Below are 23,578 nucleotides of genomic sequence, written 5' to 3' on the forward strand. Positions count from 1 at the left end.
TCGCGTGTCGGGGGGTACCGTCGTGCGGAATCGGAGAAGGGCACTGACAGGAGGCGCAGCACGTGGCGACGGGGGGCCGACGCGTGGTGGTCATCGACGACGATCCGTCGATCAGGGAGGTGGCAGCCGTCGCGCTGTCCGCCGTCGGGGGGCACGAGGTGCACACGGCCGGCGACGGCACGGAAGGCCTGGACGTGGCGCGGCGCGTGCGCCCGGACGTGATCCTCCTGGACGTCATGATGCCCGTGCACGACGGGCCGACCGTCCTCGGCCGGCTGCGTGCCGTCCCCGAGCTGCGCGAGGTACCGGTGGTGTTCCTCACCGCGAAGGTCGGTAGCCAGGACATCTCGCGGCTCGACGGCCTGGGTGCGACCGGCGTGCTGACGAAGCCCTTCGACCCGCTGAAGCTGTCCTCCGACCTCGCTGACGTGCTGGGTTGGGACGCGTGACCGGCTCGCCCGGCACGCCGCACGGCCGACCGAGGACCGGGTCGGACGGCGGGAGCGCACCGGGCCCTGTCGGCGACGGGCTCGACGACGCGGGTCTCGACGACGCGATCGCCGCCCTCGGGCGGCGCGCGCGCGAACGCAACCGGGGACGGGCACGGCGGCTCACCGAGCTCCTCGCGACGGCCGAGACCCGGGACGACCCCGTGGTCCGCGAGGAGGCCGTACGGCTCTGCCACACGATGGCGGGCTCGGCCGCGACGTTCGGCGAGGTAGGGCTCTCCGAGGCGGCCGGGCGGCTCGAGGCGGCCCTGAGCACGGGCGTCGACGCCGACGTCCCGGTCGCTCTCGACGTCCTCCGCGCGGCGGCCGGGGTGAGCTGAGGCTGCGGCGCGTCAGCCGGCCGCGTCGGTCACCAGGGCGCGCGCCTCGTCCGCCGCGGACCTGACGGCCGCGTCCCCCGCCCCGCGGCCGCCGGCGAGCTCGTCGAGCTCGGCGACGAGCTCGACCGCCGCGGCGGGGTCCCCGGCGCGCACCGCGAGCTCGGCGAGGTAGGCCAGCGCGGGCGCGAGCTCGCCGGCGGGCGAGGAACCGTCCGCCGCCCGGGCGCGGCGGACGGCGCCGCCCAGGAGCTTGCGGGCCTGGGCGACGTCGCCGTGCGAGTCCCCGACGACGACGGCGTTCTCCAGCGCTCGCGCCAGCGGGCCGCCGCCTCCCGTCGTCCAGGTGGTCGTGCCGCCCTCCCCCGCGACGACCGGCGCGTCGGGCAGCCGGGTGACCCGCACCCAGTTGCCGGCCGGGTCGATCAGGCTGAACCCGCTGAGCCCCCCGTTGTTCGCCCTCTTCCGCGGCCGGGTCACCCGGGGCGCACCGGACAAGGGCAACCGACCGAACAGCGTGCGCAGACCGGCGGCGAACGACTCGTAGACCGGCGCGGTGTCGGGCACCGCCACGACGCACGTCGAGTGGCTCTGCTCCGGGTCCCAGCCCGGCATCCCGTAGTACTGCAGCTGGAGGCCACCCCGACCGAAGGCCACGATCGGGTTGGGCCGGCGCTGCCGGTAGGTGACCTCCAGGCCGAGCGCCGTCCAGAAGGCGACCAGCTCGTCGAGGTCGGCCTCGTCACCGCCGCAGGGCAGCAGCGGCACCATGATCGCCGCGGCGAGCGCGTCCTCGAAGCCGTCCTCGGAGCCGTCCTCGGAGCCCGGGGGCGTCGCGTCGTCCCGCGTCATCTCGCGGTCCCTCAGCCCTCGAGGTCCGCGACCCGGCGCAGGAGGAGCGCCTCGGCCAGCACGACCTTGCGCAGCTCGCCCAGGTGCACCGACTCGTCGGCGCCGTGCGCGCGGGAGTCCGGGTCCTCGACGCCGGTGACGAGCACGGCGGCCTCGGGGAAGAACTCCAGCAGGTCGGCGATGAACGGGATGGAGCCGCCGACGCCGATGTCCACCGGGTCCGTGCCCCAGGCCGCCGCGAAGGCCGCCCGCGCGGCGCGCATCGCCGCCGAGTCGTCCGCGGCGTGGAAGGCCCGCCCCTGCTCGCCCGGCCGCCACGTGACCCGTGCGCCGAACGGCGCGTGCGTCTCGAGGTGGGCGCGCAGCGCGTCCTCCGCCGCCTGCGGCTCCTGCCCCGGCGGGATGCGCAGCGACAGCTTCGCGGCCGCGCGGGGCGCGATCGTGTTGGACGCGTGCGCGAGGCTCGTGGCGTCGATGCCGATCACCGAGAGCGCCGGCTTGGACCACAGCCGGCCGGCGATGGTGCCCTCGCCCGCGAGCGCGACGCCGTCGAGCACCGAGGAGTCGGCACGGAATGCCGCCTCGTCGTAGTCGACCTCCGGCTCCGGGGCGCTGACCAGGCCCGCCACCGCGACGCTGCCGGCGTCGTCGTGCAGGGTGGAGATCAGGCGGGCGAGGAGCGTGTTCGCGTCGAGCACGGGGCCGCCGAACATGCCCGAGTGCACCGCGTGGCCCAGCGCCTCGACCTCGACGACGCCGTCGACCAGGCCGCGCAGCGAGGTGGTGAGCGCGGGCACGCCCACCTTCCAGTTCGTGGAGTCGGCGACCACGATGACGTCCGCCGCGAGCAGCTCGCGGTGGTCGGCGAGGAACTGGCGGAAGCTCGGGGACCCCGACTCCTCCTCGCCCTCGACGAACACGGTGATCCCGACGGGCAGGTCGCCGCCGCCCTCCTCCGCGAGGGCGGCCAGGGCGCGCAGCGCGCCGACGTGCGCGACCAGCCCCGCCTTGTCGTCCGCGGCGCCGCGGCCGTACAGCCGCTCGCCCACCTGGACCGGCTCGAACGGGTCGGTCGCCCACGCGGCGGCGTCGCCGGGCGGCTGGACGTCGTGGTGCGCGTACAGCAGCACGGTCGGGGCGCCCTCGGGCGCGGGACGGCGCGCGACGACGGCGGGCGCCCCGGGCGTCCCGTCGGGGCGGGCCGAGCGCAGGATCCGCACGTCGGGCAGCCCCGCGTCGCGCAGCAGCGCGGCGACGGCGTCGGCGCTCGCCGCGACGTGCGCCTGGTCGAAGGCCGCGGCCGAGACGCTCGGGATGCGCACGAGACGCTCGAGGTCGGCCTGCAGGGCGGGGAACTGCCGCTCGACGTGCGCGCGCAGGGTGGTGGCGTCGTCGAGGTGCTGGGCGTTGCCGGGGGTGTCTGTCACGCGGCTCACGCTACCTGCGCGCTCGACTACTCTGGGAGCGTGTTCTCCCGCAACAAGCCCGACGCGACGCCGTCGTCCCCCGGCTCCACCGACCCCGTCGACGCGGCCGCCGAGATCGAGAAGGCCGGCACGCCCGGCGGCAAGGGCCGCCCCACGCCCAAGCGCAGCGTGTCCGAGGCCGCGAACAAGCGCCCTCTGGTGCCCGACGACCGCAAGGCCGCGACCAAGGCGGCGCGGGAGAAGGCGCGCGAGCAGCGCAACCTCGAGTACAAGGCGATGCAGACCGGCGACGAGCGCCACCTGCCCCCGCGCGACAAGGGCCCGCTGAAGCGGTACGTGCGCGACTACGTCGACGCGCGCTGGAACCTCGGCGAGTTCTTCCTGCCCGTCGCCTTCGCCTTCATCGTCCTGAACTTCATCTTCATGCAGAACGTGACGATGGCGGCGGTCGTGCTGATGCTGCTGTACGCCGTCGTGCTGCTCACCATCGCCGACGCGTTCCTGCTGTGGCGAGGACTGCGGAAGCGACTGCGGGCGAAGTTCGGCGAGGTGCCGAAGGGCACGATGATGTACGCCGTCATGCGCGCGTTCCAGATCCGCCGCTCGCGCCTGCCCAAGCCGTCGTCGAAGAAGCACGGCGTCTGGCCGGAGTGACCCAGCGCCGCGCCTAGGGTGGGTGCATGGTCAACTACCGGTACCTCGGCAACAGCGGTCTGAAGATCTCCGAGATCACCTACGGCAACTGGCTCACCCACGGTTCGCAGGTCGAGAACGACGTCGCCACGCAGTGCGTGCGCGCCGCGCTCGACGCGGGCATCACGACGTTCGACACCGCGGACGTCTACGCGAACACGAAGGCCGAGCAGGTGCTCGGCGACGCGCTCGCGGGCGAGCGTCGCGAGTCGCTCGAGATCTTCACCAAGGTGTACTGGCCGACCGGACCGGGCGGCCCCAACGACACGGGCCTGTCGCGCAAGCACGTCATGGAGTCGATCAACGGCTCTCTGAACCGCCTCGGCACGGACTACGTCGACCTCTACCAGGCGCACCGCTACGACACCGAGACGCCGCTCGAGGAGACGATGCAGGCGTTCGCCGACATCGTCCGCCAGGGCAAGGCCCTGTACATCGGCGTCTCCGAGTGGACGGCGGACCAGATCCGCGCCGGCGCGGCCCTGGCGAAGGAGCTGGGTTTCCAGCTCATCTCCTCCCAGCCGCAGTACTCCATGCTGTGGCGGGTCATCGAGGACGAGGTCGTGCCCGCCTCGCAGGAGTGCGGGCTGTCGCAGATCGTCTGGTCGCCGATGGCGCAGGGCGTGCTGTCCGGGAAGTACGTGCCCGGGCAGCCGCTGCCGGCCGGGTCGCGCGCGACCGACGAGAAGGGCGGCGCGTCGAGCATCCGCCGCTTCCTCGACGACGACGTGCTCACGCGCGTGCAGGGCCTGCGCCCCGTCGCCGACGAGCTGGGCCTCTCGATGGCGCAGCTCGCCGTCGCGTGGGTGCTGCAGAACGACAACGTCGCGGCGGCCCTCGTCGGCGCGTCCCGGCCCGAGCAGGTCGCGGAGAACGTCAAGGCCTCGGGCGTGACGATCCCGGCCGAGCTCCTGGCGACGATCGACGACGTCCTGGGCGACGTCGTCGTCCGAGACCCGGCCAAGACCGCCGAGAACGCACCGCAGACCCGCGTGGCCTGACCGGCCCGCGGTCCCCGGCGGGACCGACGTCGCGGTGGGTCCTCGTCCTGAGACGCGACGACGACCCACCGCGACGTCGACGCTACGGTGCCGTCGTGCCCTCCCCGACCGTCCGCCCCGCCCGCGCCGCCGACGCCGACGCCCTGTGGCCGCTGGCCCGCGATTTCACGACCAGCTTCCGGCCCCGGCGGGACGCCTTCGACCGCACGCTCGCCGCGCTCCTCGCCCGGGACGACACCCTGCTCGCCGTCGCCACGGACCCGGCGGGCGACGACGTCCCGCGCGGCTATCTCCTCGCGAGCACGCACCTCACCTTCCTCGCGAACGGCCCGGTCTGCTGGGTCGAAGAGGTCATGGTCGCCCCGGCGCACCGCGGCCGCGGGCTCGGCGCCGCGCTCATGGCCCACGCCGAGCGGTGGGCGACGGTGCGCGGCGCGGCCTACGTCTCCCTGGCGAGCCGGCGCGCGGGCGGCTTCTACGAGACCCTCGGCTACGACGCCTCCGCCACCTTCTACCGCCGCACCCTGCCGTCCGGCGGACGAACCGTCGCGCCCTGACGGCCGACGGCGCGAACGATCGCGTGCCGGACGCTGTGCCGGTCAGTGGTCGCGGTGCTCCCGGGCGACGGTGTCGAGCGCGCGGGCGATCTCGCGCGCGCGCCGCGCGACGTCGGCGTCGGCGTCGGCGTCGGTGGGCCGATGGCTCGTCGCGCCGGCGGAGCGGACGGCGGGCGCGCCGGCTCCCGTGAGGCCCGCCGGCACCAGCCACCGCCAGCGCACGGTCGCCTGCACCACGGGGCCGACGCCCAGCGCGAAGGCCACCGTGGCCCAGCCGAACGTCCCGCCGAGCAGGATTCCTGCGAGCACGACGACGACCTCGATGGCGGTGCGCACCAGCCGCACCGACCCGCCGGTGCGCTGCACGAGTCCGGTCATGAGCCCGTCGCGCGGGCCCGGGCCGAGCCGCACGCCGATGTAGGCGGCGGTCGCCACGCCGTTGAGGACGATGCCGCCGACGGCGAGCGCCACGCGGGCGACCGGGCCCGGGTCGGGCACGAGCCACGCCGTGGCCGCGAGGCAGGGCCCGATCGCCAGGCTGATGACGGCCACGTTCGCCACCGTGCCGATGCCGGGCCGCTGGCGCAGCGGGACCCAGGCGAGCAGCACGAGCACGGACGTCAGCGCGACGACCGTGCCGAACCCCAGGCCCGTGCTGCGCACCAGGCCCTGGTGCAGCACGTCCCACGGCATGCCGCCCTGGCCCGCGTGCAGCATCATCGCCATCGACCACGTGAAGCCCAGCAGCCCGAGGACGAGCTGCGTCCCGCGGCGGACGGGCCCCCAGGGCACCGCCGGGGCCACGGCGGGCACGGCGGCGTCGTCGGGCGCGGTGGTCCCCGCGGTCACGGGCGGCGCCGCGGACGTGGCCCGAGGCGCTCCGGGGCGCGGGCTGCGCGCCGTCTGCCGGCGGAGAGGGCCGCGCGGCAGGCGGCGCGCGGGTCGGCGGGACGGACGGCGGACAGGGCGGGCGGTCGTGCTCATGCTCCCACCCTCCGCGCCAATGGCCTTGCAATCCATATCCATTGGGGCGACAGTGGCCCCGTGACCGTCGTCTCCCCACCTTCTGCCACGTCCACGCCGCCCGCCGTCCGGCAGCTCTCCCCTGCCGCCACCGCGCGTCTGCTCGGCGACTGGCGCGCGGGAGGGCCGGCCTATCTCGCACTGTCGGACGCCCTGCGCGCCGCGGTGCTCTCCGGCAGCCTGCCGCCGCTCACCCGGGTACCCAGCGAGCGTGAGCTGGCGACGGCGCTGCGGGTCTCGCGCACGACGACGTCCGGCGCCTACGCCCGCCTGCGCGAGCTCGGCTTCCTCGCGAGCCGCGTCGGCTCCGGCACCGTCACGACACTCCCCCGCGGGGCCGGCGCGACGCGCGGGGGCGTGCCGGTCGCGGCGGGCGACGCCCCCACGGACCCGCACGGCGACACACCCCCCGAGGCCCCCGTCGACCTGGCTCAGGCGACCCCGTCGGCCACCTCCGCCCTGCACGACGCCTACACCGCGGCCCTCGAGGTGCTGCCCGGGTACCTGGCCACCGGCGGCTACGCCCACCTCGGCGTCGAGGCGCTGCGGTCGGCGATCGCCGACCGCTACACGGCACGCGGCGTGCCGACCACGCCGGACCAGATCCTGGTCACCACGGGCGCCCAGCAGGCGATCTCCGTGCTCACCGCCGCGTTCGTCGGGCGCGGCGAGACCACGGTCGTCGAGTCGCCCACGTACTTCCACGCCCTGGAACCCACGCGACGGTTCGGCGGACGGGTCGTCGGCGTCCCCGTCGGCGACGTCGAGACGCTCGCGTCGGCGGTGCGTCGCACCCGCCCCCGGCTCGTCTACCTCGTGCCGGACTTCCACAACCCCACCGGCACGACGATGTCGGCCGAGGCGCGGGCGGCGGTGCGCGACCTCGCGCACCGCACGGGCACGACCGCCGTCGGCGACGAGACCCTGACCGACCTGGCCCTCGACCCCGGCGCGCAGGTACCGGAGCCGTTCGCGGGCGACGGCACCTCCCCGCACGTCGTGACGATCGGCTCCGCGTCGAAGTCGTTCTGGGGCGGGGTGCGCGTCGGCTGGGTCCGCGCCGAGCCCCAGGTGGTGCGCCGGCTGGCGCGCGTGCGCGAGTCGGCCGACATCGCCACCCCGGTGCTCGAGCAGCTCGCCGTCGTGGAGCTGCTGCGCCGTGCCGACGCGATCCTGCCCGGCCGCGTCGCCGAGCTGCGGGCGCGCCGCGACCTGCTCGTCGACCTGGTCCGCGACGCCCTGCCGGACTGGCGCGTACGCGTGCCGGCGGGCGGGCTCTGCCTCTGGGTCGACCTGGGTCGACCGCTCGCGCAGGCGCTCGCGGCCGCCGCGGTGCACCACGGCGTCCTCGTCACGCCCGGGCCCGCGTTCACCCCGGACCGCTCGTCGCGCGACCGCGTGCGTCTCACGTTCACGCGCGAGCCCGACCAGCTCGCGACCGCCGTCCCGCGGCTCGCCCGGGCCTGGGCGCAGGTGGCACCGGGCAGCTGATGCTGATGGCGCGACCCCCGCGGTGGTGCCGTCAGACCGACGGCAGCACCACACCGGGGGTCGCCTGCGCCCCGTCGTGCAGCAGGCGGGCGAGGGTCGCTCCGCCGGCAGCCAGCTCCCGCCAGTGCTCGCCGAGCCACTGCTCGGCGTCGTACTGCGTGGTGAAGACCGGGCTCGGGACGCTCAGCACGCGCCCCTCGGCGTCGTCCAGCGCCCACTCCCAGTGCGCCCGGATCACGCGGCGCTCCCGGTGGAGCCGTTGCCACGGTCGATGCTGCCGGCCGCGACGGACCCGCGGGTGCGCGTCAGGGCGCGGTTGACCCGCGCCGGCCAGAACGGGCCGGAGTAGATGAACGACGTGTACCCCTGGGTCAGGTCGGCGCCGGCGCGCAGGTACGCGCGCACGTCGTCGGCGCTCGAGATCCCGCCGACGCCGATGATCGCCGGGTCGGGCCCGAGGCGCTCGCGCAGCCGGGCGACGACCTGCAGCCCGCGCTCCAGGAGCGGCGGGCCGGACAGGCCGCCGGGGCCGCGGTCGTGCCCGATGGTCGTGTTCACGGCGACGACGCCGTCCAGGCCGAGCTCGGTGACGAGCCCCGCCACGGCGTCGACGTCCGCGTCCGCGAGGTCGGGGGCGATCTTCACCAGGAGCGGTACCCGGCGGGTGCCCGCGGCGGCGGTGGCCTCGTCGGCCGCGGCCCGGGCCGCGGTGAGGATGGGGCGCAGCTCGGCGGTGGTCTGCAGGTCGCGCAGGCCGGGGGTGTTCGGGGACGACACGTTCACCACGAGGTAGTCGGCCCACGGGGCGAGCTCGCGGGCGCACGCGGCGTAGTCGTCGGCCGCGGCCTCCGCGGGCGTCGTCTTGTTCTTGCCGATGTTCGCGCCGACGACGACGGCCCGGCCCGCGGGCGTAGCCCGCAGCTCGCGGAGCCGCGCGGCCGCGGCGGGGGCGCCGTCGTTGTTGAAGCCCATGCGGTTGCGGATGCCCCGCACGTCGAGCTCGCGCCACATGCGCGGCGCCTCGTTGCCGGGCTGCGGGCGCGGGGTGACCGTGCCGATCTCCACGAAGCCGAACCCGAGCATGGTCAGGCCCCGGATCGCACGGGCGTTCTTGTCGAACCCGCCCGCCAGCCCGAAGGGCGCGGGCACGGTGCGGCCGAGCACCTCGATGCTGCCCGGTCCGCCGCTGCCCCGGCCCAGGTACGGCGCGAGGGCGCCCTGGACGACGTCCCGCAGGACGGGGACGCGTCCGGCGAGCGAGATGGCACCGAACGCGAGCTCGTGCGCCCGTTCGGGGTCCATCCGGCGGAAGACGCCGTTGAACAGCAGGGTGTACGGGCTCATCGGACCTCCGGGTCGGGGGCTGCGGGCTCGGTGGGCTCGGGCGTGGCCGGTGCCGCCGCTGCGCCGTCGTCACCGCTCGTACCGCGCGGGCGGGTGCGCCACAGCCACCACAGCCCCACGAACGGCAGCACGAGCGGCACGTAACCGTAGCCCTGGCCGAAGCCGGACCACACGGTCGTCTCGCCGAAGACGTCGGGCGAGACGGCCGAGGCCGCCCCGACCGCGAGGACGCCTACGGCCTCGAAGCCGACGGTCACCCAGGCGACGACGCGCCAGCGGGGCCCGCCCTTGGCGAGGGCGACGGTGGCCAGCACGTACACGACGGCGGACAGCGTGGACAGGGAGTAGGCGACGGGCGCCTCGGAGAACTTGGTGGCCAGCTCGTACGACGACCGGCCGATCGCGGCGAAGGCGAGGATGCCGTAGACGGTGACGAGCAGCCGGCCGAAGCCGGAGCCGGTTCGGCGCGCGCCCGCGGCGGGTGCGGGGTCGGTGCCGCTCATGCCGCCCCCCAGATCTGCCACAGGCGCCAGTCGAGGAAGCCCACGGTGAGAGCGGCCACCGCCAGGACGACCGACGACCACTTGGTGCGCTCCGCGAACGCCCAGATGGCGGCCACCGGCAGCACGACGAGGGCCGTGGCGACGTACCCCCAGAACAGCGGACCGTCGACCGGGTGGTCGCGGGTGACCATGAGGACGCCGGCCACCACCGCCTGCACGACGACGAGCGCCTCGACCACGGCGGCGCCGATCAGCTGCTTGAGGATCACGGCGCGGTCCTGGACGACGAACCACAACGCCCACCCGGCGAGCGCGGCGCACGCCAGCAGGACGACGATGAGCAGGGGAAGGACCACGCCCGCAGACTACCGGCCGTCGGCCGCCCGACGGCGGCCGCGGGACGGCGATAGCATCGGCGCGTGGCAGACCTCACCCTCACCGGCAAGAATCCCAGCTCTCTCAAGGTCGACGTCCTCGTCGTCGGCACCTGCTCCACCTCGGACGGCGTCGCCGTCGTCGCGGACCAGCTCCCCGAGGCGTTCGTGCGCCAGATCGAGACCCTCGCGCCCCGCCTCGGCGTCACCGGCGCCCGCGACGAGGTGCGGCGCGTGCCCGCCGGCGACGGCGTGTCGGCCAGCGTCGTCGTCCTCGCCGGGCTCGGCGAGCGCGCGGCCGACGGCACCTTCCCGCACGAGGTGCTGCGGTCCGCCGCCGGCGCCGCCACCCGCGAGCTCGCCGGCACCGACACGGCCGCCCTCGCGCTGCCCGCGGTGGACGAGGACGAGCTCGGGGCCGTCGTCGAGGGGGCGCTGCTCGGCGCGTACTCCTACACGCGGTACCGCACGGGCAAGGACACCAAGGGCGCCGTCGGCAGCATCCAGGTCGTGACGACGTTCGCGCGCTCGGGCCGGGCCAAGGCCGCGGTCGCGCGCGCCGAGGTGCTCGCCGCGGCGGTGCACGGCACGCGCGACCTGGTCAACGACGCCCCCAACGAGCTGTTCCCGGCCGCCTTCGCCGACGCCGCCAAGGCCGCGGCCAAGGGCGTCAAGGGCCTCAGGATCACGGTGCTCGACGACAAGCAGCTCGCCGCGGGCGGGTACGGCGGGCTCGTGGGCGTCGGCCAGGGCTCGTCGCGCGGGCCGCGCCTCGTCAAGCTCTCGTACACGCCGGCCAAGGCCACCGAGAAGGTCGCCATCGTCGGCAAGGGCATCACGTTCGACACGGGCGGCATCTCGCTCAAGCCGCCGGCCAGCATGCCGACGATGAAGTCCGACATGGCCGGCGCCGCCGCGGTGCTGCACACGGTCCTGGCGGCCGCGCGCCTCGGCCTGCCGGTCGCCGTCACCGGGTACCTCTGCCTCGCGGAGAACATGCCGGGCGGCAACGCCCAGCGTCCCGCCGACGTCATCACGATCCGCGGCGGCAAGACCGTCGAGGTCACGAACACCGACGCCGAGGGCCGCCTCGTCATGGCGGACGGCCTGGTCGCCGCCGTCGAGGACGGGCACGACGTCGTCCTGGACATCGCGACCCTCACCGGCGCGCAGATGGTCGCGCTCGGCAACCGCACCTCCGGCGTCATGGGCACCGACGCGGTGCGCGACGAGGTCAAGGCCGCCGCCGACGTCGCGGGCGAGGCGTTCTGGCCGATGCCGATGCCGGCGGAGCTCAAGGCCGGTCTGAGGTCGACCGTCGCGGACATGGTCAACTCCGCCCCCAGCCGCTGGGGCGGCATGCTCTTCGCCGCGCACTTCCTCGCCGAGTTCGTCGGCGACACCCCGTGGGCGCACCTCGACATCGCCGGCCCGTCGTACAACGAGGGCTCGTCGTTCGGGTACACCCCCGCGGGCGGCACGGGCGTCGGCGTGCGCACGATGCTCGCCTTCCTCGAGGGTCGCGCCGGCGCCTGACGCGCCCCACGACCCGGCCGGACGACGACGGCGCCCGGCCGCCCCACGGGGTGGCCGGCCGCCGTCGTCCGCTCGTCAGGGGGCGACGGCCACGGCCCAGCGGAACGCGTTCGCGAGGCGGTACCCGCCGCCGGGGACCCGGAACGGCGACGCCGCGGCCACGACGACCGGCGCGAGCGCGGCCGTCGTGGCCTCGTCCTCGCCGAGCAGGACGCCGCGCACCAGGCGGTCGTCGTCGGGCGCGGTCCACGGCACGTCGACGATCCCCGCCCCCACGACGTCGAACCCCGCGCCGACGAGGGCGGACTCCAGCCCGCCCGCAGCGCGCAGCGGGCCGTCGGGCGGCACCTCCTCCTCGTACGCCTCCGCGACGGCGCGCTCGACGACGTCGAGGTCGTTGCGCGCCCCCTCGGCCCAGTTCGCGATCCCCACCCGGCCGCCCGGGACCAGCACGCGGGCGACCTCGGCCAGGGCGTCGTCGACGGCGTCGGCGAACTGGAGCGCGTTGACGGCGAGGACCGCGTCGAAGGTGCCGTCCTCGAACGGCAGGTGCTCGACGTCGCCGTCCCGGACCGTCGCACCGGGGTTCCGCTCGCGGGCCGTCCGCGCCATCGCCGGGGCGGGGTCGACACCTGCGGCGACGACGCCGGCGCGCACCAGGTGCCCGACCAGCTCGCCCGTGCCGCACCCGACGTCGAGGACACGCGTCCCCTTCCCGACCTGCGCGGCCGTCAGCAGCGACGGCCAGACCGGTGCCGCGAACGAGCCCCACAGCTCGGCCCACCCGGCGGCCACCGCCGACCAGCGCTCATCGCCCCCGCCGTCCATGACTCCCGGGTCTCCTCCGTCACCCACGCGCCGCGGCTCAGGCCTTGCGGCGCTGCGCCGACGTCCAGTCCCGCATGCGTTGCGGGTATCCGGTGAAGCGCACGTTGTAGACCGGGACGCCCAGCGACCGCGCCACCTCGAACCCCGTGCGCTCGTCCGGCACGCGGCGTCGCGTCCACTCGCCCGTGGTCGCCACGAGGAGGACGGTGGTGGGCGTCTGCGCGTTCGGCGGCTCCACGTACGCCTCCACCCCTACCCGGGTGCGCACGAACTCCTGCAGGTACGCGATCGTCTCGCCCCGCGATCCCGACGACGACGGTGCGCCGGGGGCCGGCGACGACGACCTGCCCAGCAGGCGTCCCAGCGAGGTCCTGAGCGACATGGCGCGAGACTACCGCCGTCGTGGGCATCGTGGTCGGGAGGCCGCCCGGAGGTGTCCTGGAGGTCATGCGGCGGTCAGGTGTACCCAGCGTCACACCAACCCGGACCCCCGAACGATTGGGGCGACCCCCGTGGAGGTGACAAGATGGCAGGCAGTGACCAGAACGCGGCAACCCCAGATGTCGCGGGCCGGCAAACCGGCTCGCCTCGGCTCGTCGCCTGACCCACTGATCGAAGGAGACTCCACAGGTCATGTCTGAGAACGTGCAGCTCCCTGCACTCGGCGAGTCCGTCACCGAGGGCACCGTCACCCGATGGCTCAAGGCCGTCGGCGACACCGTCGCCGTCGACGAGCCCCTGCTGGAGGTCTCGACCGACAAGGTCGACACGGAGATCCCCTCGCCGGTCGCCGGCGTGCTCGAGCAGATCCTCGTCGAGGAGGACGAGACCGTCGAGGTCGGCGCCACCCTCGCCGTCGTCGGCGACGGCTCCGGTGCCGGTGGCGGCGACGCGGCCCCGGCCGCCGAGGCCCCCGCCGCCGAGGCCGAGGCGCCCGCGGAGCCCGAGCAGCCCGCCGCCCCGGCCGAGCCCGCCCCGGCCCCCGAGACCCCCGCACCCGCCGCCGAGGCCCCTGCTGCCGAGGCACCCGCCGCCGGTGGCGGCGAGGGCACCGAGGTGACGCTGCCCGCCCTGGGCGAGTCCGTCACCGAGGGCACCGTGACCCGCTGGCTCAAGGCCGTCGGCGACTCGGTCGAGGTCGACGAGCCCCTGCTCGAGGTGTCGACCGACAAGGTCGACACCGAGATCCCGTCCCCCGTGGCCGGGACGGTGCAGAAGCTCCTGGTGGACGAGGACGAGACGGTCGAGGTCGGCGCCGTGCTCGCGGTCGTCGGCTCCGGCGCGGCCCCCGCTGCCGAGAAGCCCGCCGAGCCCTCCCCGGCCAAGGCCCCCGAGCCCGTCGGTGCGCCCTCGAAGCCCGAGGAGCCCGCCCCCGCGCCCGAGAAGCCGGCCGAGGAGAAGCCTGCCGCCGTGGAGAAGCCCGCTCCGACCCCGCAGGAGCCGGCCCAGCCGGAGCCCGCCGCCGAGAAGCCGGCGCCGTCCGCCCCGGGCAAGGGTTCCTACCTCACGCCGCTGGTGCGCAAGCTCGCCGCGGAGAAGGGCGTGGACGTCTCGAGCCTCCAGGGCACGGGCGTCGGCGGCCGTATCCGCAAGGAGGACGTGCTCGCCGCCGCCGAGAAGGCCGCCGCCCCGGCTCCGGCCGCCGCCGCGCCTGCCGGCGCCCCGGCCGCCAAGGCTCCGGCCACGCTGCCGGTCTCCCCGCTGCGCGGTACGACCGAGAAGATGTCCCGCCTGCGCAAGATCGTCGCCGAGCGCATGGTCGAGGCCCTGCACACGCAGGCCCAGCTCACGACCGTGGTCGAGGTGGACGTCACCAAGGTCGCCAAGCTGCGCGCGAAGGCCAAGGAGTCGTTCAAGGCCCGCGAGGGTGCGAACCTCACCTACCTGCCGTTCTACACGCTGGCCGCGGTCGAGGCTCTCAAGGCGTTCCCCAAGATCAACGCCTCGATCGACCAGGACAAGGGCGAGATCACCTACCACCCCGCGGAGAACGTCGGCATCGCCGTCGACACCGAGCGCGGCCTGGTGGTCCCGGTCATCAAGAACGCCGGCGACCTGAACCTGGCGGGCATCGCCCGCCAGATCGGCGACCTGGGCGCCCGCACGCGCGCCAACAAGGTCGGCCCGGACGAGCTCTCCGGCGCCACGTTCACGATCACGAACACCGGCTCGGGCGGTGCGCTCATCGACACGCCGATCGTCCCCGGGGGCCAGGTCGCGATCCTCGGCACCGGCACGATCACCAAGAAGCCGGCCGTCGTGACGGGTCCGGACGGCGAGGAGACCATCGCCATCCGCCAGTTCGCGTACCTGTTCCTCTCCTACGACCACCGCCTGGTCGACGGTGCGGACGCCGCGCGCTTCCTCACCGCCATCAAGGCACGCATCGAGGAGGGCGCGTTCGAGGCCGAGGTCGGTCTCTGACCTCGCCCCGTCCCTGACCGACGGAGGGCGTCCCGGCTGCGGCCGGGACGCCCTTCGTCGTCCCACGGGAGACGCGGCTCAGGAGACCTCGGTGACCCGCCAGCCGTCCGGCGTCCAGGCGAGCCGCAACGTCGCGGTGCGCACGTCCGTCGCGGGCACGGCGGTGACGGTGCCGTCGGCGGCCACCTGCTCGTGCGCCGTCACGGCATAGCGCACCACGACGTCCGCCGAGTCGTCCGCCGAGCCGCCGGCTCCGGTCCCTTCCGGACGGGCGTCCTCCACCCGCGCCTCGGCTCCGCGCACCCGGGTGCCTGCCTGCGCGGCGTCCTCGAGCAGGGCGGCGTCCGCAACGTGCGCCGGCGACCCGGGCACGTCCACCGTCCCCCACCGCGACGGGTCCGCGTCCGGGTCCGCGATCAGGGAGACCCGCCGACGGGTGAGCTCCGCGGCCGCGGCGCCGGGGTCGGCCCGGTCCCGCGTGGGGTCCTGTGTCGTGCTGCGGTCGGTCTCCGGGATGTCGTCGCCGACCGGCATCGGCGCGGCCGCCGGTGACGCGCCGACCGACGCGACGCCGGTCGCGCCCGACCTGTCCGCGCCGTCGTCGGGCGACCGGACCTGGACCGCGACCGCCGACAGGACCGCCACCGTGGCCACCGCGCCGGCCAGGCCGAGCACGCGTCGCGCGGTCCCGGCGCGGCGCGGGGCGGTCGCGCGCCGCGCGGACCTGCTCGCCGGGCGGCCGGCACTGCTCCCGTCGGCGCGCCGGACCGCCCGCCTCCGGGACGCGCGGGCGGGCGCCTCCTCCGCCGCCGCCGGCACGGCGGACCGCCGGCCCAGCGCCGCGGCCGCCAGCGCCGCGGGCTCCGGGAGCCGCACCGGTTCGGCGGCGACGACCGCGTCCGCCTGGGCCGCGAGGGTGCCCGCCTCCGGACGCACCCTCGCGTCGGGTGCCGCCGCCGGGGCCAGCACGGCGCGCAGCGCGGCCGCGTCGTCGTCGCTGCGGTCGCGGAGCAGGTCGGCGACGAGCGTCGCGAGCGCGTGCACGTCCGCCGCTTCCGCCTCGGCGGGGTCGCTCACGACCGCTCCGGCACCGCCGGGACCGACGACGTCGCCCGCGTCGGCCCGCGGGCGCAGGAGCGCTCCGCCTCCGGGGTCGAGCACCACGTCGTGCGCGCCCACGCTCCCCTGCCGCAGCCCTGCGCTGTGCAGTGCGGCGAGCCCGCGCGCCACGGCGACGAGGACACCCGCCGCCTCCCGCGACGTCAGGCGCCCGCGGACGGCGAGCACGGTGGGCAGGTCGGTCGCGGCGCCGCCGCGCCGCACGGCCAGGGTCCCGTCGTCGCGCACGTCGACGGCCACCACGGGCTCGACGCACGGGTGCCGGAGCGCCGAGAGCGCGCGCACCCGCCCCAGGAGGGCGTCGCGGGCGCCGGCGTCGGTCGGGATCGGCAGCGTCTGGGTGGCCACGGAGCCATCGAACACCTTCGCGGCCGCCCGGCGTCGCCGTCATCCACAGGCCGCGTCAGAGGGTGAGGCGACGCCCCTCGCGCGCCGACACCCGGGCGGCGTCCAGCACCTCGGCGGTGCGCACGGCGTCGGCCGGGTCGACGGGCGCGGGCTCGTCCCCGTGCAGCCACGGCCCCAGCGCCCGGTAGAAGTCGGCGTGGCCGCCCGGTGCCGCGGGCACGGCGCGCCGGTCGCGGCCGCGTGCGAGCCAGCCCACCGAGCCCTCGGGCGCGTCGTCGTCGAGCGCCTCGAGCGGGGAGGCGTCCTGCTCGAAGGTCGTCACCAGGTAGGCGCCCGCCGACCCGAGCACGCGGGTCCGGGGGCCGGGCGCCCCCACGACGGACCCCGCCCAGAGCCGGGACACGACGGCGTGCGGGCTCGCCGCGCGGCCGCCGCCGGCCTCGTGCTCCAGGACGAGGAAGACGTCGTCCTCGGTGGGCGTGGTGAGCCTGCGGGTCTGCGCCCAGACGGACCGGACGCGGCCGAACAGCTGGGTCGCCGAGTCCACCAGGTGCGGGCCGAGGTCGAGCAGCAGCCCTCCGCCGACCGGGTCGTTCTCCTTCCACCGCTGCCGCGGGACCGGCCGCCAGCGCTCCCATCGACGCTCGAACGTGTGCACGTCGCCGAGCTCCCCGGAATCGATCAGGCTCGCCAGGGTGAGCTGCTCGGGGTCCCAGCGCCGGTTCTGGAAGACCGTGAACGGCGTGCCGGTGGCGGCCGCCTCCTCGACGACGGCGCGCGCCTGGTGCGCGTCCAGGCCGATCGGCTTGTCGAGCACGAACGGGATCTCCGCGCGGGCGAGGGCGGCGGCCTGCTCCGCGTGCAGGGTCGTGGGGCTCGCGACCACGACGAGGTCGTAGGCACGGCGGGCGGCGATCAGCTCGTCGAGGTCCGACACCAACCGGGCTCCCGGCCAGTCCCCCGCGGCCTGGTTGCGCCGGCCGGGGTCGCGCGTCACGACCGCCGTCACCGGCAGCCCGGCCTCCGCCGCGAGGCGGGCGTGGATCTCCCGGCCCGCTCCCCCGTACCCGACGATCGCCAGGCGCGGCGGCGGTGCCGCCGTCACGCCGTCGGTCGCGCCCGCCTCTGCCGCCTCGTCCGTGACCATGGCGTCCATCGTGCCCGACGCCGCGCCCCTCGCCCCGGCACCGCCCCGGCGAGCCACGCCGCCGGCGGGTGGTGACCATCCGGCACCTCCCGTAGACCAGGGGTGGGTCGGCACGCGACCCGCGGGCGAGCCGGAGGGAGCCACGACGATGGCGACACGACTGAACCAGCCGGGTCTGGACCAGGCCCGGGCCCTGGTGCGCGAGGGTCGGGTGGTGCGCGACGAGCGCGACGACTGGAGCGAGCACGTTCCGAGCACGGACGCCGAGAACCGCTTCGTCGACCGCGAGGGCTGGACCGAGTTCCGGCACTGGCACCTCGGCGTGGACGACGACGAGAACCCCGAGTCGAAGCAGGCGGTGTCGTTCCCCTACGGCGACCTGTCGAAGGTCCACCGGTGCGCCGTGGTGTCGCTGGAGAGCCGGGCCGGGCAGTACGACCACGGTGACATCCGCGACGCTGCCCGCGCCCTGCTGGAGCTCATCGACTCGACGGCGTGACGACGCGCTCCGGCGCGCGCGTGCCGCGGCCCAGGCGCGACGGCCACCAGACCCGGTCGCCGACGTCGTGCACGAGCGCCGGGACGAGCAGGCTGCGCACGACGAGCGTGTCCACGAGCACGCCGAACGCGACGATGACGGCGAGCTGGGCGAGGAACAGCAGCGGGATGACGCCCAGGGCCGCGAACGTCGCGGCGAGCACCACGCCAGCCGACGTGATGACCGAGCCGGTGACGGCCAGCCCGCGCAGCACCCCTCGTCGCGTGCCGACCCGCAGGCTCTCCTCGCGCACGCGCGTCATGAGGAAGATCGAGTAGTCGACCCCCAGCGCCACGAGGAAGCAGAACGCGTACAGCGGCACAGCCGGGTCCGCGCCCGGGAAGTCGAGCACGTGGTTGAACACGACCGCCGAGACGCCGAGGGCGAACCCGAACGACAGCACGTTCGCGGCCATGAGCAGCACGGCGGCGAGGACCGACCGGAGCAGCAGCACGAGGATCAGGAGGATCACGGCGAGCACGACGGGCACGATCACGCGCAGGTCGTGCTGGCCGGCGAGCTGCGTGTCCAGACGCTCCGCGGCCGCGCCGCCCACCAGCGCGTCCGGGCTGACGTCGTGCACCGCCGTGCGCAGGTCGGCCACCGCCTCGACGGCCGCCTGGCTGTCGGACGGCGCCTCCGTGGTGACGTCGACGCGCACCTGCCCGTCGACGACCAGCGGGTCGCCCTCGGCCGGCATCCCCGGCGCGGTGGCCGGCTGGTCGGTGACGACGGTCGCCGCCGTGATCCCGTCGGAGCCCTCGGCCGCCTCCACGACGGCGTCGGCGTCCGCCTCGGGGGCGATGACGATCGCGGGCTGCGCGGACACGCCCTCGAAGTGGCGGGTGAGCACCTCCTCGCCGTCCACGGAGTCGACCTGTGTGAGGAACACCTCCGAGTCGCCCGTGCCGTTCGCGTCGAGCGTCGGGACGAACGCCGCCCCGGCCGCGAGGACGACGGCGGTGACGACCCACACGACGCGGTCGTGCCGCCCCACGAAGCCGGCGACGCGCGACCACACGCCGTGCCCGGCGACCTCCACGTGCGTGTCGTCGGCCGTGTCACCAGCCGTGTCACCGGCCGTGCCACCGGTCGTGTCACCGCCCGGGTCACCGACCGTGTCACCGGTCGGGTCGACCGGCTCCGGGGCGTCGGGCGCGTCGGAGTGCCTGCCGACCGCGTGCGGCACCCGGGGCCAGAACACCCACCGGGCCCGCCGTCCGCCGACGAGGAGCATCGCCGGCAGCAGGGTCGTCGCCGACAGGAACGCGGCGACGATGCCGATGGCGGCGACCGGGCCCAGGCTGCGGTTCGACGAGAGGTCGGACAGCAGGAGGCACAGCAGCCCGACGATCACCGTGCCCGCGCTGGCCGCGATCGGCTCGATCGAGGCACGGACGGCCCGGCGCATCGCGGTGTACGGGGAGCTGGTGGCCCGCAGCTCCTCGCGGTACCGGGCCACCAGGAGCAGGGCGTAGTCGACGGAGGCGCCCACCACGAGGATCGACAGGATGCCCTGCGACTGGCCGTTCAGCGTCAGCACGTCGTTCGCGGCGAGGTGGTAGACCGCCAGTCCCGCGAGGCACAGGGCCAGGACCGCCGTGAGGATCACGACGAACGGCAGGAACGGCGAGCGGTAGACGAGCGCGAGGATCACCAGGACGGCGCCGAGGGCCACGAGCAGCAGCACGGTGTCGATCGCACCGAAGGCGCTCACCAGGTCCGCGACGAAGCCCGCGGGTCCGGTCACCCAGGCGTCGAGACCTGTACCGGCGAGGCCGCCGTCGGAGGCGTCCGCGGCGACCAGCGCCCGGAGGGCCGCGACCGCGAGCTCGGAGCCGCTCGTCTCGTCGGCGCCGAGGTCCTCGGAGGCCTGCGCGGCGTCGAGCGAGACGACGACGAGCGCGGCCTGCCCGTCCTCGGACGGCACCACGACGGGGTCGGCGATGCTGAGGTCTCCCACCGTGCGCGGCTCGTCGCCCGACGTCCCCTCGAGCGGGGCGTCGGCGATCGAGTCCGCGAACGCCTGGACGTCGGCGAGCTGCTCCCTCGTCAGCTCGGATCCGTCCGAGGTCTCGGCCACGACCAGGGCGGGCAGCGTCTCGGAGTCGGTGAACTCCTCGGCCAGGGCGGCGGCCTGCGTGGACTCGGCGCTCGCGGGCAGGAAGGCCGCGTCGTCGTTGGTCTGGACGCTGCTCAGGCTGCCCTGGGCCTGCCCCCCGAACGCGCCGATCGCGAGCCAGACCCCGATCGCTGCCAGAATGACGAGGCCCCGCAGCAGACCTCGACCCCGATTGCCCCGCGCCCGATTACTCAGCATGCTGAGTATTCTGAGGGCGGACCAGGGAGGAAGCAAGTGCAGCACGACGAAGCGCGTGACGCCGCGGCAGCGCCCGGCACCGCACCCCACGCGTGGCCCGACCCGGTCGACCCCACCAGCGACGACCCGGGCCAGTGGCCCACCGGCCGGCTGCTGTTCACCGTCGTGCGCCGCATCGAGCACGACTGGAACGCCCACCTCGCCGGCTGGAACCTCAACCACGCGGGCTTCCCCGTGCTGCTGCACCTGTTCGCCGGGCCCAGGACGCAGCGCGAGCTCGCGACGCTCAACGGCGTCACCGAGCAGACGATGAGCCGCATCGTGGCGAGGCTGGAGCGCGCCGGCTACGTCACCCGCGGCGCGGACCCCCGCGACCGGCGCCGCCGCGCCGTCGCGGTCACCGACACCGGCCGCCGCGCAGCTGCCGAGGCCGGCCGGCTGCAGCCGGCGGAGGACCTCACCGCCCGCGGGCTCGCCGACGACGACGTGGGCCGGCTGCGTGAGATCCTCGTCACCCTCGTGCGGGCGCAGCGCGACGCCGACGACTGACCGCACGGCAAAGGACTAGCCTCGGCCGGGTGGACGTGATGACGCTGCCCGGACTGACCGACTACCACGAGGCGTGGGAGCTCCAGCGCCGCGTGCACGCCGACGTCGTCGCCGGCGACCGCCCCGACACGCTGATCGTCGTGGAGCACCCCGACGTCTACACGGCCGGGCGGCGCACCCACCGCGACGAGCGCCCCACCGACGGCACACCCGTCGTCGACGTCGACCGCGGCGGCAAGATCACCTGGCACGGCCCCGGGCAGCAGGTGGTCTACCCGATCCTGCGGCTCGCCGAGCCCATCGACGTCGTCGCGTACGTCCGGGCGCTCGAGGAGGCCGTCATGGAGGTGTGCGCCGGGTTCGGTCTCGCGACGATCCGGGTCGAGGACCGGACCGGCGTCTGGTTCGCCGCCGACGGCGACCGCCTCGAGCGCAAGGTCTGCGCCATCGGCGTCCGCACCGCCAAGGGCGTGACGATGCACGGCATCGCGCTCAACTGCGACCCCGACCTGAGCCGGTTCGACAGCATCGTGCCGTGCGGCATCACCGACGCCGACGTCACCTCGCTGACCATCGAGACCGGTCGGCACGTCACGCTCGACGACGTCCGCGCGCCGCTCGTCGACGCCCTCGCCCGCCACCTCGACCCGCTGCGCGCCGCACCCACGTCGGCCGTCGCCGCGCCGGGTGTTGCTGAGGTCACGTCCACACGGTGAGCAGGTCGCGGCGCCGGGACGCGCCGCTCACGTACTCTGACGAGGTCCGGCGGTCAGGGTCCGCACAGGCCAGTCACGCCGGACGTCCACCTGCTCGACGACGACCGGGAGACACCCGTGACGATCGCACCCGAGGGCCGCCGCATGCTGCGCATCGAGGCCCGCAACGCCGCCACCCCCATCGAGAAGAAGCCCGAGTGGATCAAGACGAAGGCCACGATGGGCCCCGAATACCGGGAGCTCAAGGGCCTGGTCAAGGGCGAGGGCCTGCACACGGTGTGCGAGGAGGCGGGCTGTCCCAACATCTTCGAGTGCTGGGAGGACCGCGAGGCCACGTTCCTCATCGGCGGTGACCAGTGCACCCGACGCTGCGACTTCTGCCAGATCGACACGGGCAAGCCGGCCGACTTCGACGCGGACGAGCCGCGCCGCGTCGCCGAGTCCGTGCGGACGATGGGCCTGAAGTACTCGACGATCACCGGGGTCGCGCGCGACGACCTCGCCGACGGCGGCGCCTGGCTGTACGCCGAGACCGTGCGGCAGATCCACGCGCTCAACCCGGGCACGGGCGTCGAGCTCCTCATCCCCGACTTCAACGCGATCCCCGAGCTGCTCGACGTCGTCAACGAGTCGCGGCCCGAGGTCATGGCGCACAACGTCGAGACCGTGCCGCGCATCTTCAAGCAGATCCGCCCCGCGTTCCGCTACGAGCGCTCGCTGTCCGTGCTCACCCGGGCGCGCGAGGCCGGCCTGGTCACCAAGTCGAACCTCATCCTCGGCATGGGCGAGACGATCGACGAGGCCCGCGACGCGCTGCAGGACCTGCACGACGCCGGCTGCGACCTCGTGACGATCACGCAGTACCTGCGCCCGTCGCTGCGCCACCACCCGGTGGACCGCTGGGTGCGCCCGGAGGAGTTCGTCGAGCTCTCCGAGGCGGCCGAGGAGATGGGCTTCCTGGGCGTCATGGCCGGGCCGCTGGTGCGCTCCTCGTACCGCGCCGGCCGCCTGTGGGGTCAGGCGATGACGCGCCGCGGCCTGCCCATCCCGCAGTCGCTGGCGCACCTCGCGGAGCCGACGACGTCGCGCCAGGAGGCCGCGAGCCTCCTTGCCCCGCGAGCCCACTAGACTTGACGACCATGGCCCGCACCAAGTCCGACGCCGGCGCGCCCGCTGACGCCACCGGCAAGCAGAAGAAGCCCAAGAAGCAGCGCTGGTACCACCAGGTGTGGGCCGCGTACCAGATGACGCGCAAGCAGGACCCCACGGTGACGTGGCTGCTCCTCGGCGTGTTCGTCGGGATCCTCGCGGTCGTCGCCGCGATCGTGCTGCTGCTCGACCTGCCGACCGGCTTCCAGATCCTGTACATCGTCGTCCTCGGCCTCCCGTTCGCGGCGCTGGGCGCGATGTTCGTCCTGACCCGCAAGGCCGAGAAGGCCGCATACACCCAGATCGAGGGCCAGCCCGGCGCCGCCCGTGCGGCGCTCGGCACCGTCCGCGGCGGGTGGGAGTTCGCGGACGAGCCGGTCGCGATCAACCCGCGCACCCAGGACTTCGTGTTCCGCGGCGTCGGGCGACCGGGGGTCGTCCTCGTCTCCGAGGGCCCGTCGCACCGGGTGCAGCGCCTGCTCGAGGACGAGCGCCGCAAGACGGCGCGCGTGCTGCCGAACGTGCCGATCACCCTCATCCAGGTCGGCAACGAGGAGGGGCAGGTCCCGCTGCCCAAGGTCGCCAAGAAGGTGCAGAAGCTCAAGCGGAGCCTCACCAAGCCCGAGGCGGAGCAGGTCAAGAAGCGCCTCAAGGCGCTCGGCGGCGCGCGCCTGCCGATCCCCAAGGGCGTCGACCCGATGCGGGCGCGCCCGGACCGCAAGGGGCTCAAGGGCCGCTGACCGGCGCCGCTCCCACGAGATCGACCCACCCGCCGCGAGAACGACCCACCGAGGGTCGACGTCGCGACGGGTG

25 protein-coding genes are annotated in these 23,578 nt (G+C 75.3%); 13 read left to right on the top strand and 12 right to left on the bottom strand.

The window, feature by feature from the left end:
• The first annotated feature begins 62 nt into the window (after nucleotides 1–62).
• Nucleotides 63–449: a response regulator gene (locus tag ACFCZN_RS09615; RefSeq protein ID WP_429764270.1), complete on the top strand. Its 387-nt coding sequence runs from the start codon at nucleotides 63–65 to the stop codon at nucleotides 447–449.
• Nucleotides 446–829: an Hpt domain-containing protein gene (locus ACFCZN_RS09620; RefSeq protein ID WP_429764269.1), complete on the top strand. Its 384-nt coding sequence runs from the start codon at nucleotides 446–448 to the stop codon at nucleotides 827–829. Before ACFCZN_RS09615 ends, ACFCZN_RS09620 begins: the two co-directional genes overlap by 4 nt.
• A 12-nt stretch (nucleotides 830–841) precedes the next feature.
• Here the strand turns inward: ACFCZN_RS09620 and ACFCZN_RS09625 are convergent, their stop codons facing one another.
• Together ACFCZN_RS09625 and ACFCZN_RS09630 are read right to left on the bottom strand one after the other, a co-directional pair.
• A complete protein-coding gene (locus ACFCZN_RS09625; protein ID WP_429764268.1) occupies nucleotides 842–1,678 on the bottom strand; it encodes a hypothetical protein in 837 nt (278 codons plus the stop codon).
• An 11-nt stretch (nucleotides 1,679–1,689) separates the two neighbouring features.
• Nucleotides 1,690–3,114 (bottom strand): dipeptidase, encoded by a 1,425-nt coding sequence (locus tag ACFCZN_RS09630; protein ID WP_429764267.1) that lies wholly within the window; start codon nucleotides 3,112–3,114, stop codon nucleotides 1,690–1,692.
• Between the two features lie 30 nt (nucleotides 3,115–3,144).
• Here ACFCZN_RS09630 and ACFCZN_RS09635 point away from each other — a divergent pair, with 30 nt between their 5' ends.
• From ACFCZN_RS09635 to ACFCZN_RS09645, 3 genes are all read left to right on the top strand, one after another.
• Nucleotides 3,145–3,759: a DUF3043 domain-containing protein gene (locus tag ACFCZN_RS09635; protein ID WP_430556624.1), complete on the top strand. Its 615-nt coding sequence runs from the start codon at nucleotides 3,145–3,147 to the stop codon at nucleotides 3,757–3,759.
• A gap of 26 nt (nucleotides 3,760–3,785) precedes the next feature.
• Complete coding sequence (locus tag ACFCZN_RS09640; RefSeq protein ID WP_430556625.1) at nucleotides 3,786–4,799, top strand: aldo/keto reductase family protein; 1,014 nt, start codon at nucleotides 3,786–3,788, stop codon at nucleotides 4,797–4,799.
• Between the two features lie 95 nt (nucleotides 4,800–4,894).
• Nucleotides 4,895–5,356, top strand: a complete 462-nt coding sequence (locus tag ACFCZN_RS09645; RefSeq protein WP_430556626.1) for a GNAT family N-acetyltransferase — start codon at nucleotides 4,895–4,897, stop codon at nucleotides 5,354–5,356.
• A 42-nt stretch (nucleotides 5,357–5,398) separates the two neighbouring features.
• On the opposite strand, the gene ACFCZN_RS09650 is transcribed toward ACFCZN_RS09645, so the two are convergent.
• Entirely contained in the window at nucleotides 5,399–6,340 is a 942-nt protein-coding gene (locus ACFCZN_RS09650) for a YitT family protein (RefSeq protein WP_430556627.1), read from the bottom strand.
• A 60-nt stretch (nucleotides 6,341–6,400) separates the two neighbouring features.
• Here ACFCZN_RS09650 and ACFCZN_RS09655 point away from each other — a divergent pair, with 60 nt between their 5' ends.
• Nucleotides 6,401–7,870 carry a PLP-dependent aminotransferase family protein gene (locus ACFCZN_RS09655; protein ID WP_430556628.1) on the top strand — a complete coding sequence of 490 codons (1,470 nt, stop codon included), beginning with the start codon at nucleotides 6,401–6,403 and terminating at the stop codon, nucleotides 7,868–7,870.
• A gap of 31 nt (nucleotides 7,871–7,901) precedes the next feature.
• On the opposite strand, the gene ACFCZN_RS09660 is transcribed toward ACFCZN_RS09655, so the two are convergent.
• From ACFCZN_RS09660 to ACFCZN_RS09675, 4 genes are read right to left on the bottom strand one after another with little or no spacing between them, the layout of a single operon-like run.
• Nucleotides 7,902–8,108, bottom strand: coding sequence for a hypothetical protein (locus ACFCZN_RS09660; protein ID WP_429764261.1), 207 nt, complete (start codon nucleotides 8,106–8,108; stop codon nucleotides 7,902–7,904).
• Nucleotides 8,105–9,214, bottom strand: coding sequence for a quinone-dependent dihydroorotate dehydrogenase (locus tag ACFCZN_RS09665; protein WP_430556629.1), 1,110 nt, complete (start codon nucleotides 9,212–9,214; stop codon nucleotides 8,105–8,107). Before ACFCZN_RS09665 ends, ACFCZN_RS09660 begins: the two co-directional genes overlap by 4 nt.
• Nucleotides 9,211–9,717, bottom strand: coding sequence for a hypothetical protein (locus tag ACFCZN_RS09670; protein WP_429764259.1), 507 nt, complete (start codon nucleotides 9,715–9,717; stop codon nucleotides 9,211–9,213). The genes ACFCZN_RS09665 and ACFCZN_RS09670 overlap by 4 nt, the downstream gene beginning before the upstream one ends.
• The gene (locus ACFCZN_RS09675; protein WP_429764258.1) at nucleotides 9,714–10,073 is read right to left on the bottom strand and encodes a hypothetical protein; all 360 of its coding nucleotides are present in this window, start codon (nucleotides 10,071–10,073) and stop codon (nucleotides 9,714–9,716) included. The genes ACFCZN_RS09670 and ACFCZN_RS09675 overlap by 4 nt, the downstream gene beginning before the upstream one ends.
• A 63-nt stretch (nucleotides 10,074–10,136) precedes the next feature.
• Between ACFCZN_RS09675 and ACFCZN_RS09680 the strand changes: the two genes are divergently transcribed.
• Entirely contained in the window at nucleotides 10,137–11,627 is a 1,491-nt protein-coding gene (locus tag ACFCZN_RS09680; protein WP_430556630.1) for a leucyl aminopeptidase, read from the top strand.
• Nucleotides 11,628–11,702: 75 nt separating this feature from the next.
• On the opposite strand, the gene ACFCZN_RS09685 is transcribed toward ACFCZN_RS09680, so the two are convergent.
• Both ACFCZN_RS09685 and ACFCZN_RS09690 read right to left on the bottom strand, forming a co-directional pair.
• A complete protein-coding gene (locus ACFCZN_RS09685; RefSeq protein ID WP_430556631.1) occupies nucleotides 11,703–12,455 on the bottom strand; it encodes a class I SAM-dependent methyltransferase in 753 nt (250 codons plus the stop codon).
• 37 nt (nucleotides 12,456–12,492) lie between these two features.
• A complete protein-coding gene (locus ACFCZN_RS09690) occupies nucleotides 12,493–12,837 on the bottom strand; it encodes an oxidoreductase (RefSeq protein ID WP_430556632.1) in 345 nt (114 codons plus the stop codon).
• A gap of 251 nt (nucleotides 12,838–13,088) precedes the next feature.
• Here ACFCZN_RS09690 and sucB point away from each other — a divergent pair, with 251 nt between their 5' ends.
• Nucleotides 13,089–14,879, top strand: a complete 1,791-nt coding sequence (gene sucB, locus ACFCZN_RS09695) for a 2-oxoglutarate dehydrogenase, E2 component, dihydrolipoamide succinyltransferase (RefSeq protein WP_430556633.1) — start codon at nucleotides 13,089–13,091, stop codon at nucleotides 14,877–14,879.
• A gap of 78 nt (nucleotides 14,880–14,957) precedes the next feature.
• On the opposite strand, the gene ACFCZN_RS09700 is transcribed toward sucB, so the two are convergent.
• Together ACFCZN_RS09700 and ACFCZN_RS09705 are read right to left on the bottom strand one after the other, a co-directional pair.
• On the bottom strand, nucleotides 14,958–16,346 hold the full coding sequence (locus ACFCZN_RS09700) for a hypothetical protein (RefSeq protein ID WP_430556634.1): 1,389 nt from the start codon (nucleotides 16,344–16,346) through the stop codon (nucleotides 14,958–14,960).
• A 55-nt stretch (nucleotides 16,347–16,401) separates the two neighbouring features.
• The gene (locus ACFCZN_RS09705; protein ID WP_429764252.1) at nucleotides 16,402–17,493 is read right to left on the bottom strand and encodes a Gfo/Idh/MocA family protein; all 1,092 of its coding nucleotides are present in this window, start codon (nucleotides 17,491–17,493) and stop codon (nucleotides 16,402–16,404) included.
• A 148-nt stretch (nucleotides 17,494–17,641) separates the two neighbouring features.
• On the opposite strand from ACFCZN_RS09705, the gene ACFCZN_RS09710 reads away from it, so the two are divergent.
• Entirely contained in the window at nucleotides 17,642–17,992 is a 351-nt protein-coding gene (locus tag ACFCZN_RS09710) for a hypothetical protein (RefSeq protein WP_430556635.1), read from the top strand.
• Here ACFCZN_RS09710 and ACFCZN_RS09715 read toward each other — a convergent pair.
• The gene (locus tag ACFCZN_RS09715; RefSeq protein ID WP_430556636.1) at nucleotides 17,973–20,351 is read right to left on the bottom strand and encodes an MMPL family transporter; all 2,379 of its coding nucleotides are present in this window, start codon (nucleotides 20,349–20,351) and stop codon (nucleotides 17,973–17,975) included. The two genes, ACFCZN_RS09710 and ACFCZN_RS09715, sit on opposite strands and share 20 nt — an antisense overlap.
• A gap of 36 nt (nucleotides 20,352–20,387) precedes the next feature.
• Here ACFCZN_RS09715 and ACFCZN_RS09720 point away from each other — a divergent pair, with 36 nt between their 5' ends.
• The 4 genes from ACFCZN_RS09720 (at nucleotide 20,388) to ACFCZN_RS09735 (ending at nucleotide 23,505) form a co-directional block, all read left to right on the top strand.
• Complete coding sequence (locus ACFCZN_RS09720; RefSeq protein WP_429764249.1) at nucleotides 20,388–20,900, top strand: MarR family winged helix-turn-helix transcriptional regulator; 513 nt, start codon at nucleotides 20,388–20,390, stop codon at nucleotides 20,898–20,900.
• A complete protein-coding gene (lipB, locus tag ACFCZN_RS09725; RefSeq protein ID WP_430556721.1) occupies nucleotides 20,897–21,616 on the top strand; it encodes a lipoyl(octanoyl) transferase LipB in 720 nt (239 codons plus the stop codon). The genes ACFCZN_RS09720 and lipB overlap by 4 nt, the downstream gene beginning before the upstream one ends.
• Nucleotides 21,617–21,733: 117 nt before the next feature.
• A complete protein-coding gene (lipA, locus tag ACFCZN_RS09730; protein ID WP_429764248.1) occupies nucleotides 21,734–22,744 on the top strand; it encodes a lipoyl synthase in 1,011 nt (336 codons plus the stop codon).
• Between the two features lie 11 nt (nucleotides 22,745–22,755).
• The gene (locus ACFCZN_RS09735; protein ID WP_429764247.1) at nucleotides 22,756–23,505 is read left to right on the top strand and encodes a DUF4191 domain-containing protein; all 750 of its coding nucleotides are present in this window, start codon (nucleotides 22,756–22,758) and stop codon (nucleotides 23,503–23,505) included.
• Nucleotides 23,506–23,578: the final 73 nt, after the last annotated feature.

It is taken from the genome of Isoptericola sp. NPDC056134 (genome assembly GCF_042264825.1).
In the GTDB taxonomy this organism is placed as follows: Bacteria; Actinomycetota; Actinomycetes; order Actinomycetales; family Cellulomonadaceae; genus Isoptericola; species Isoptericola nanjingensis.

What these genes read in the sequence shown, in the direction of transcription:
- ACFCZN_RS09625 (WP_429764268.1), bottom strand. Translation starts at nt 1,678, where the DNA reads ATGACGCGGGACGACGCGACGCCCCCGGGCTCCGAGGACGGCTCCGAG.
- ACFCZN_RS09640 (WP_430556625.1), top strand. Translation starts at nt 3,786, where the DNA reads ATGGTCAACTACCGGTACCTCGGCAACAGCGGTCTGAAGATCTCCGAG.
- ACFCZN_RS09650 (WP_430556627.1), bottom strand. Translation starts at nt 6,340, where the DNA reads ATGAGCACGACCGCCCGCCCTGTCCGCCGTCCGTCCCGCCGACCCGCG.
- ACFCZN_RS09665 (WP_430556629.1), bottom strand. Translation starts at nt 9,214, where the DNA reads ATGAGCCCGTACACCCTGCTGTTCAACGGCGTCTTCCGCCGGATGGAC.
- ACFCZN_RS09670 (WP_429764259.1), bottom strand. Translation starts at nt 9,717, where the DNA reads ATGAGCGGCACCGACCCCGCACCCGCCGCGGGCGCGCGCCGAACCGGC.
- ACFCZN_RS09685 (WP_430556631.1), bottom strand. Translation starts at nt 12,455, where the DNA reads ATGGACGGCGGGGGCGATGAGCGCTGGTCGGCGGTGGCCGCCGGGTGG.
- ACFCZN_RS09690 (WP_430556632.1), bottom strand. Translation starts at nt 12,837, where the DNA reads ATGTCGCTCAGGACCTCGCTGGGACGCCTGCTGGGCAGGTCGTCGTCG.
- sucB (WP_430556633.1), top strand. Translation starts at nt 13,089, where the DNA reads ATGTCTGAGAACGTGCAGCTCCCTGCACTCGGCGAGTCCGTCACCGAG.
- ACFCZN_RS09705 (WP_429764252.1), bottom strand. Translation starts at nt 17,493, where the DNA reads ATGGTCACGGACGAGGCGGCAGAGGCGGGCGCGACCGACGGCGTGACG.
- ACFCZN_RS09710 (WP_430556635.1), top strand. Translation starts at nt 17,642, where the DNA reads ATGGCGACACGACTGAACCAGCCGGGTCTGGACCAGGCCCGGGCCCTG.
- ACFCZN_RS09715 (WP_430556636.1), bottom strand. Translation starts at nt 20,351, where the DNA reads ATGCTGAGTAATCGGGCGCGGGGCAATCGGGGTCGAGGTCTGCTGCGG.
- ACFCZN_RS09735 (WP_429764247.1), top strand. Translation starts at nt 22,756, where the DNA reads ATGGCCCGCACCAAGTCCGACGCCGGCGCGCCCGCTGACGCCACCGGC.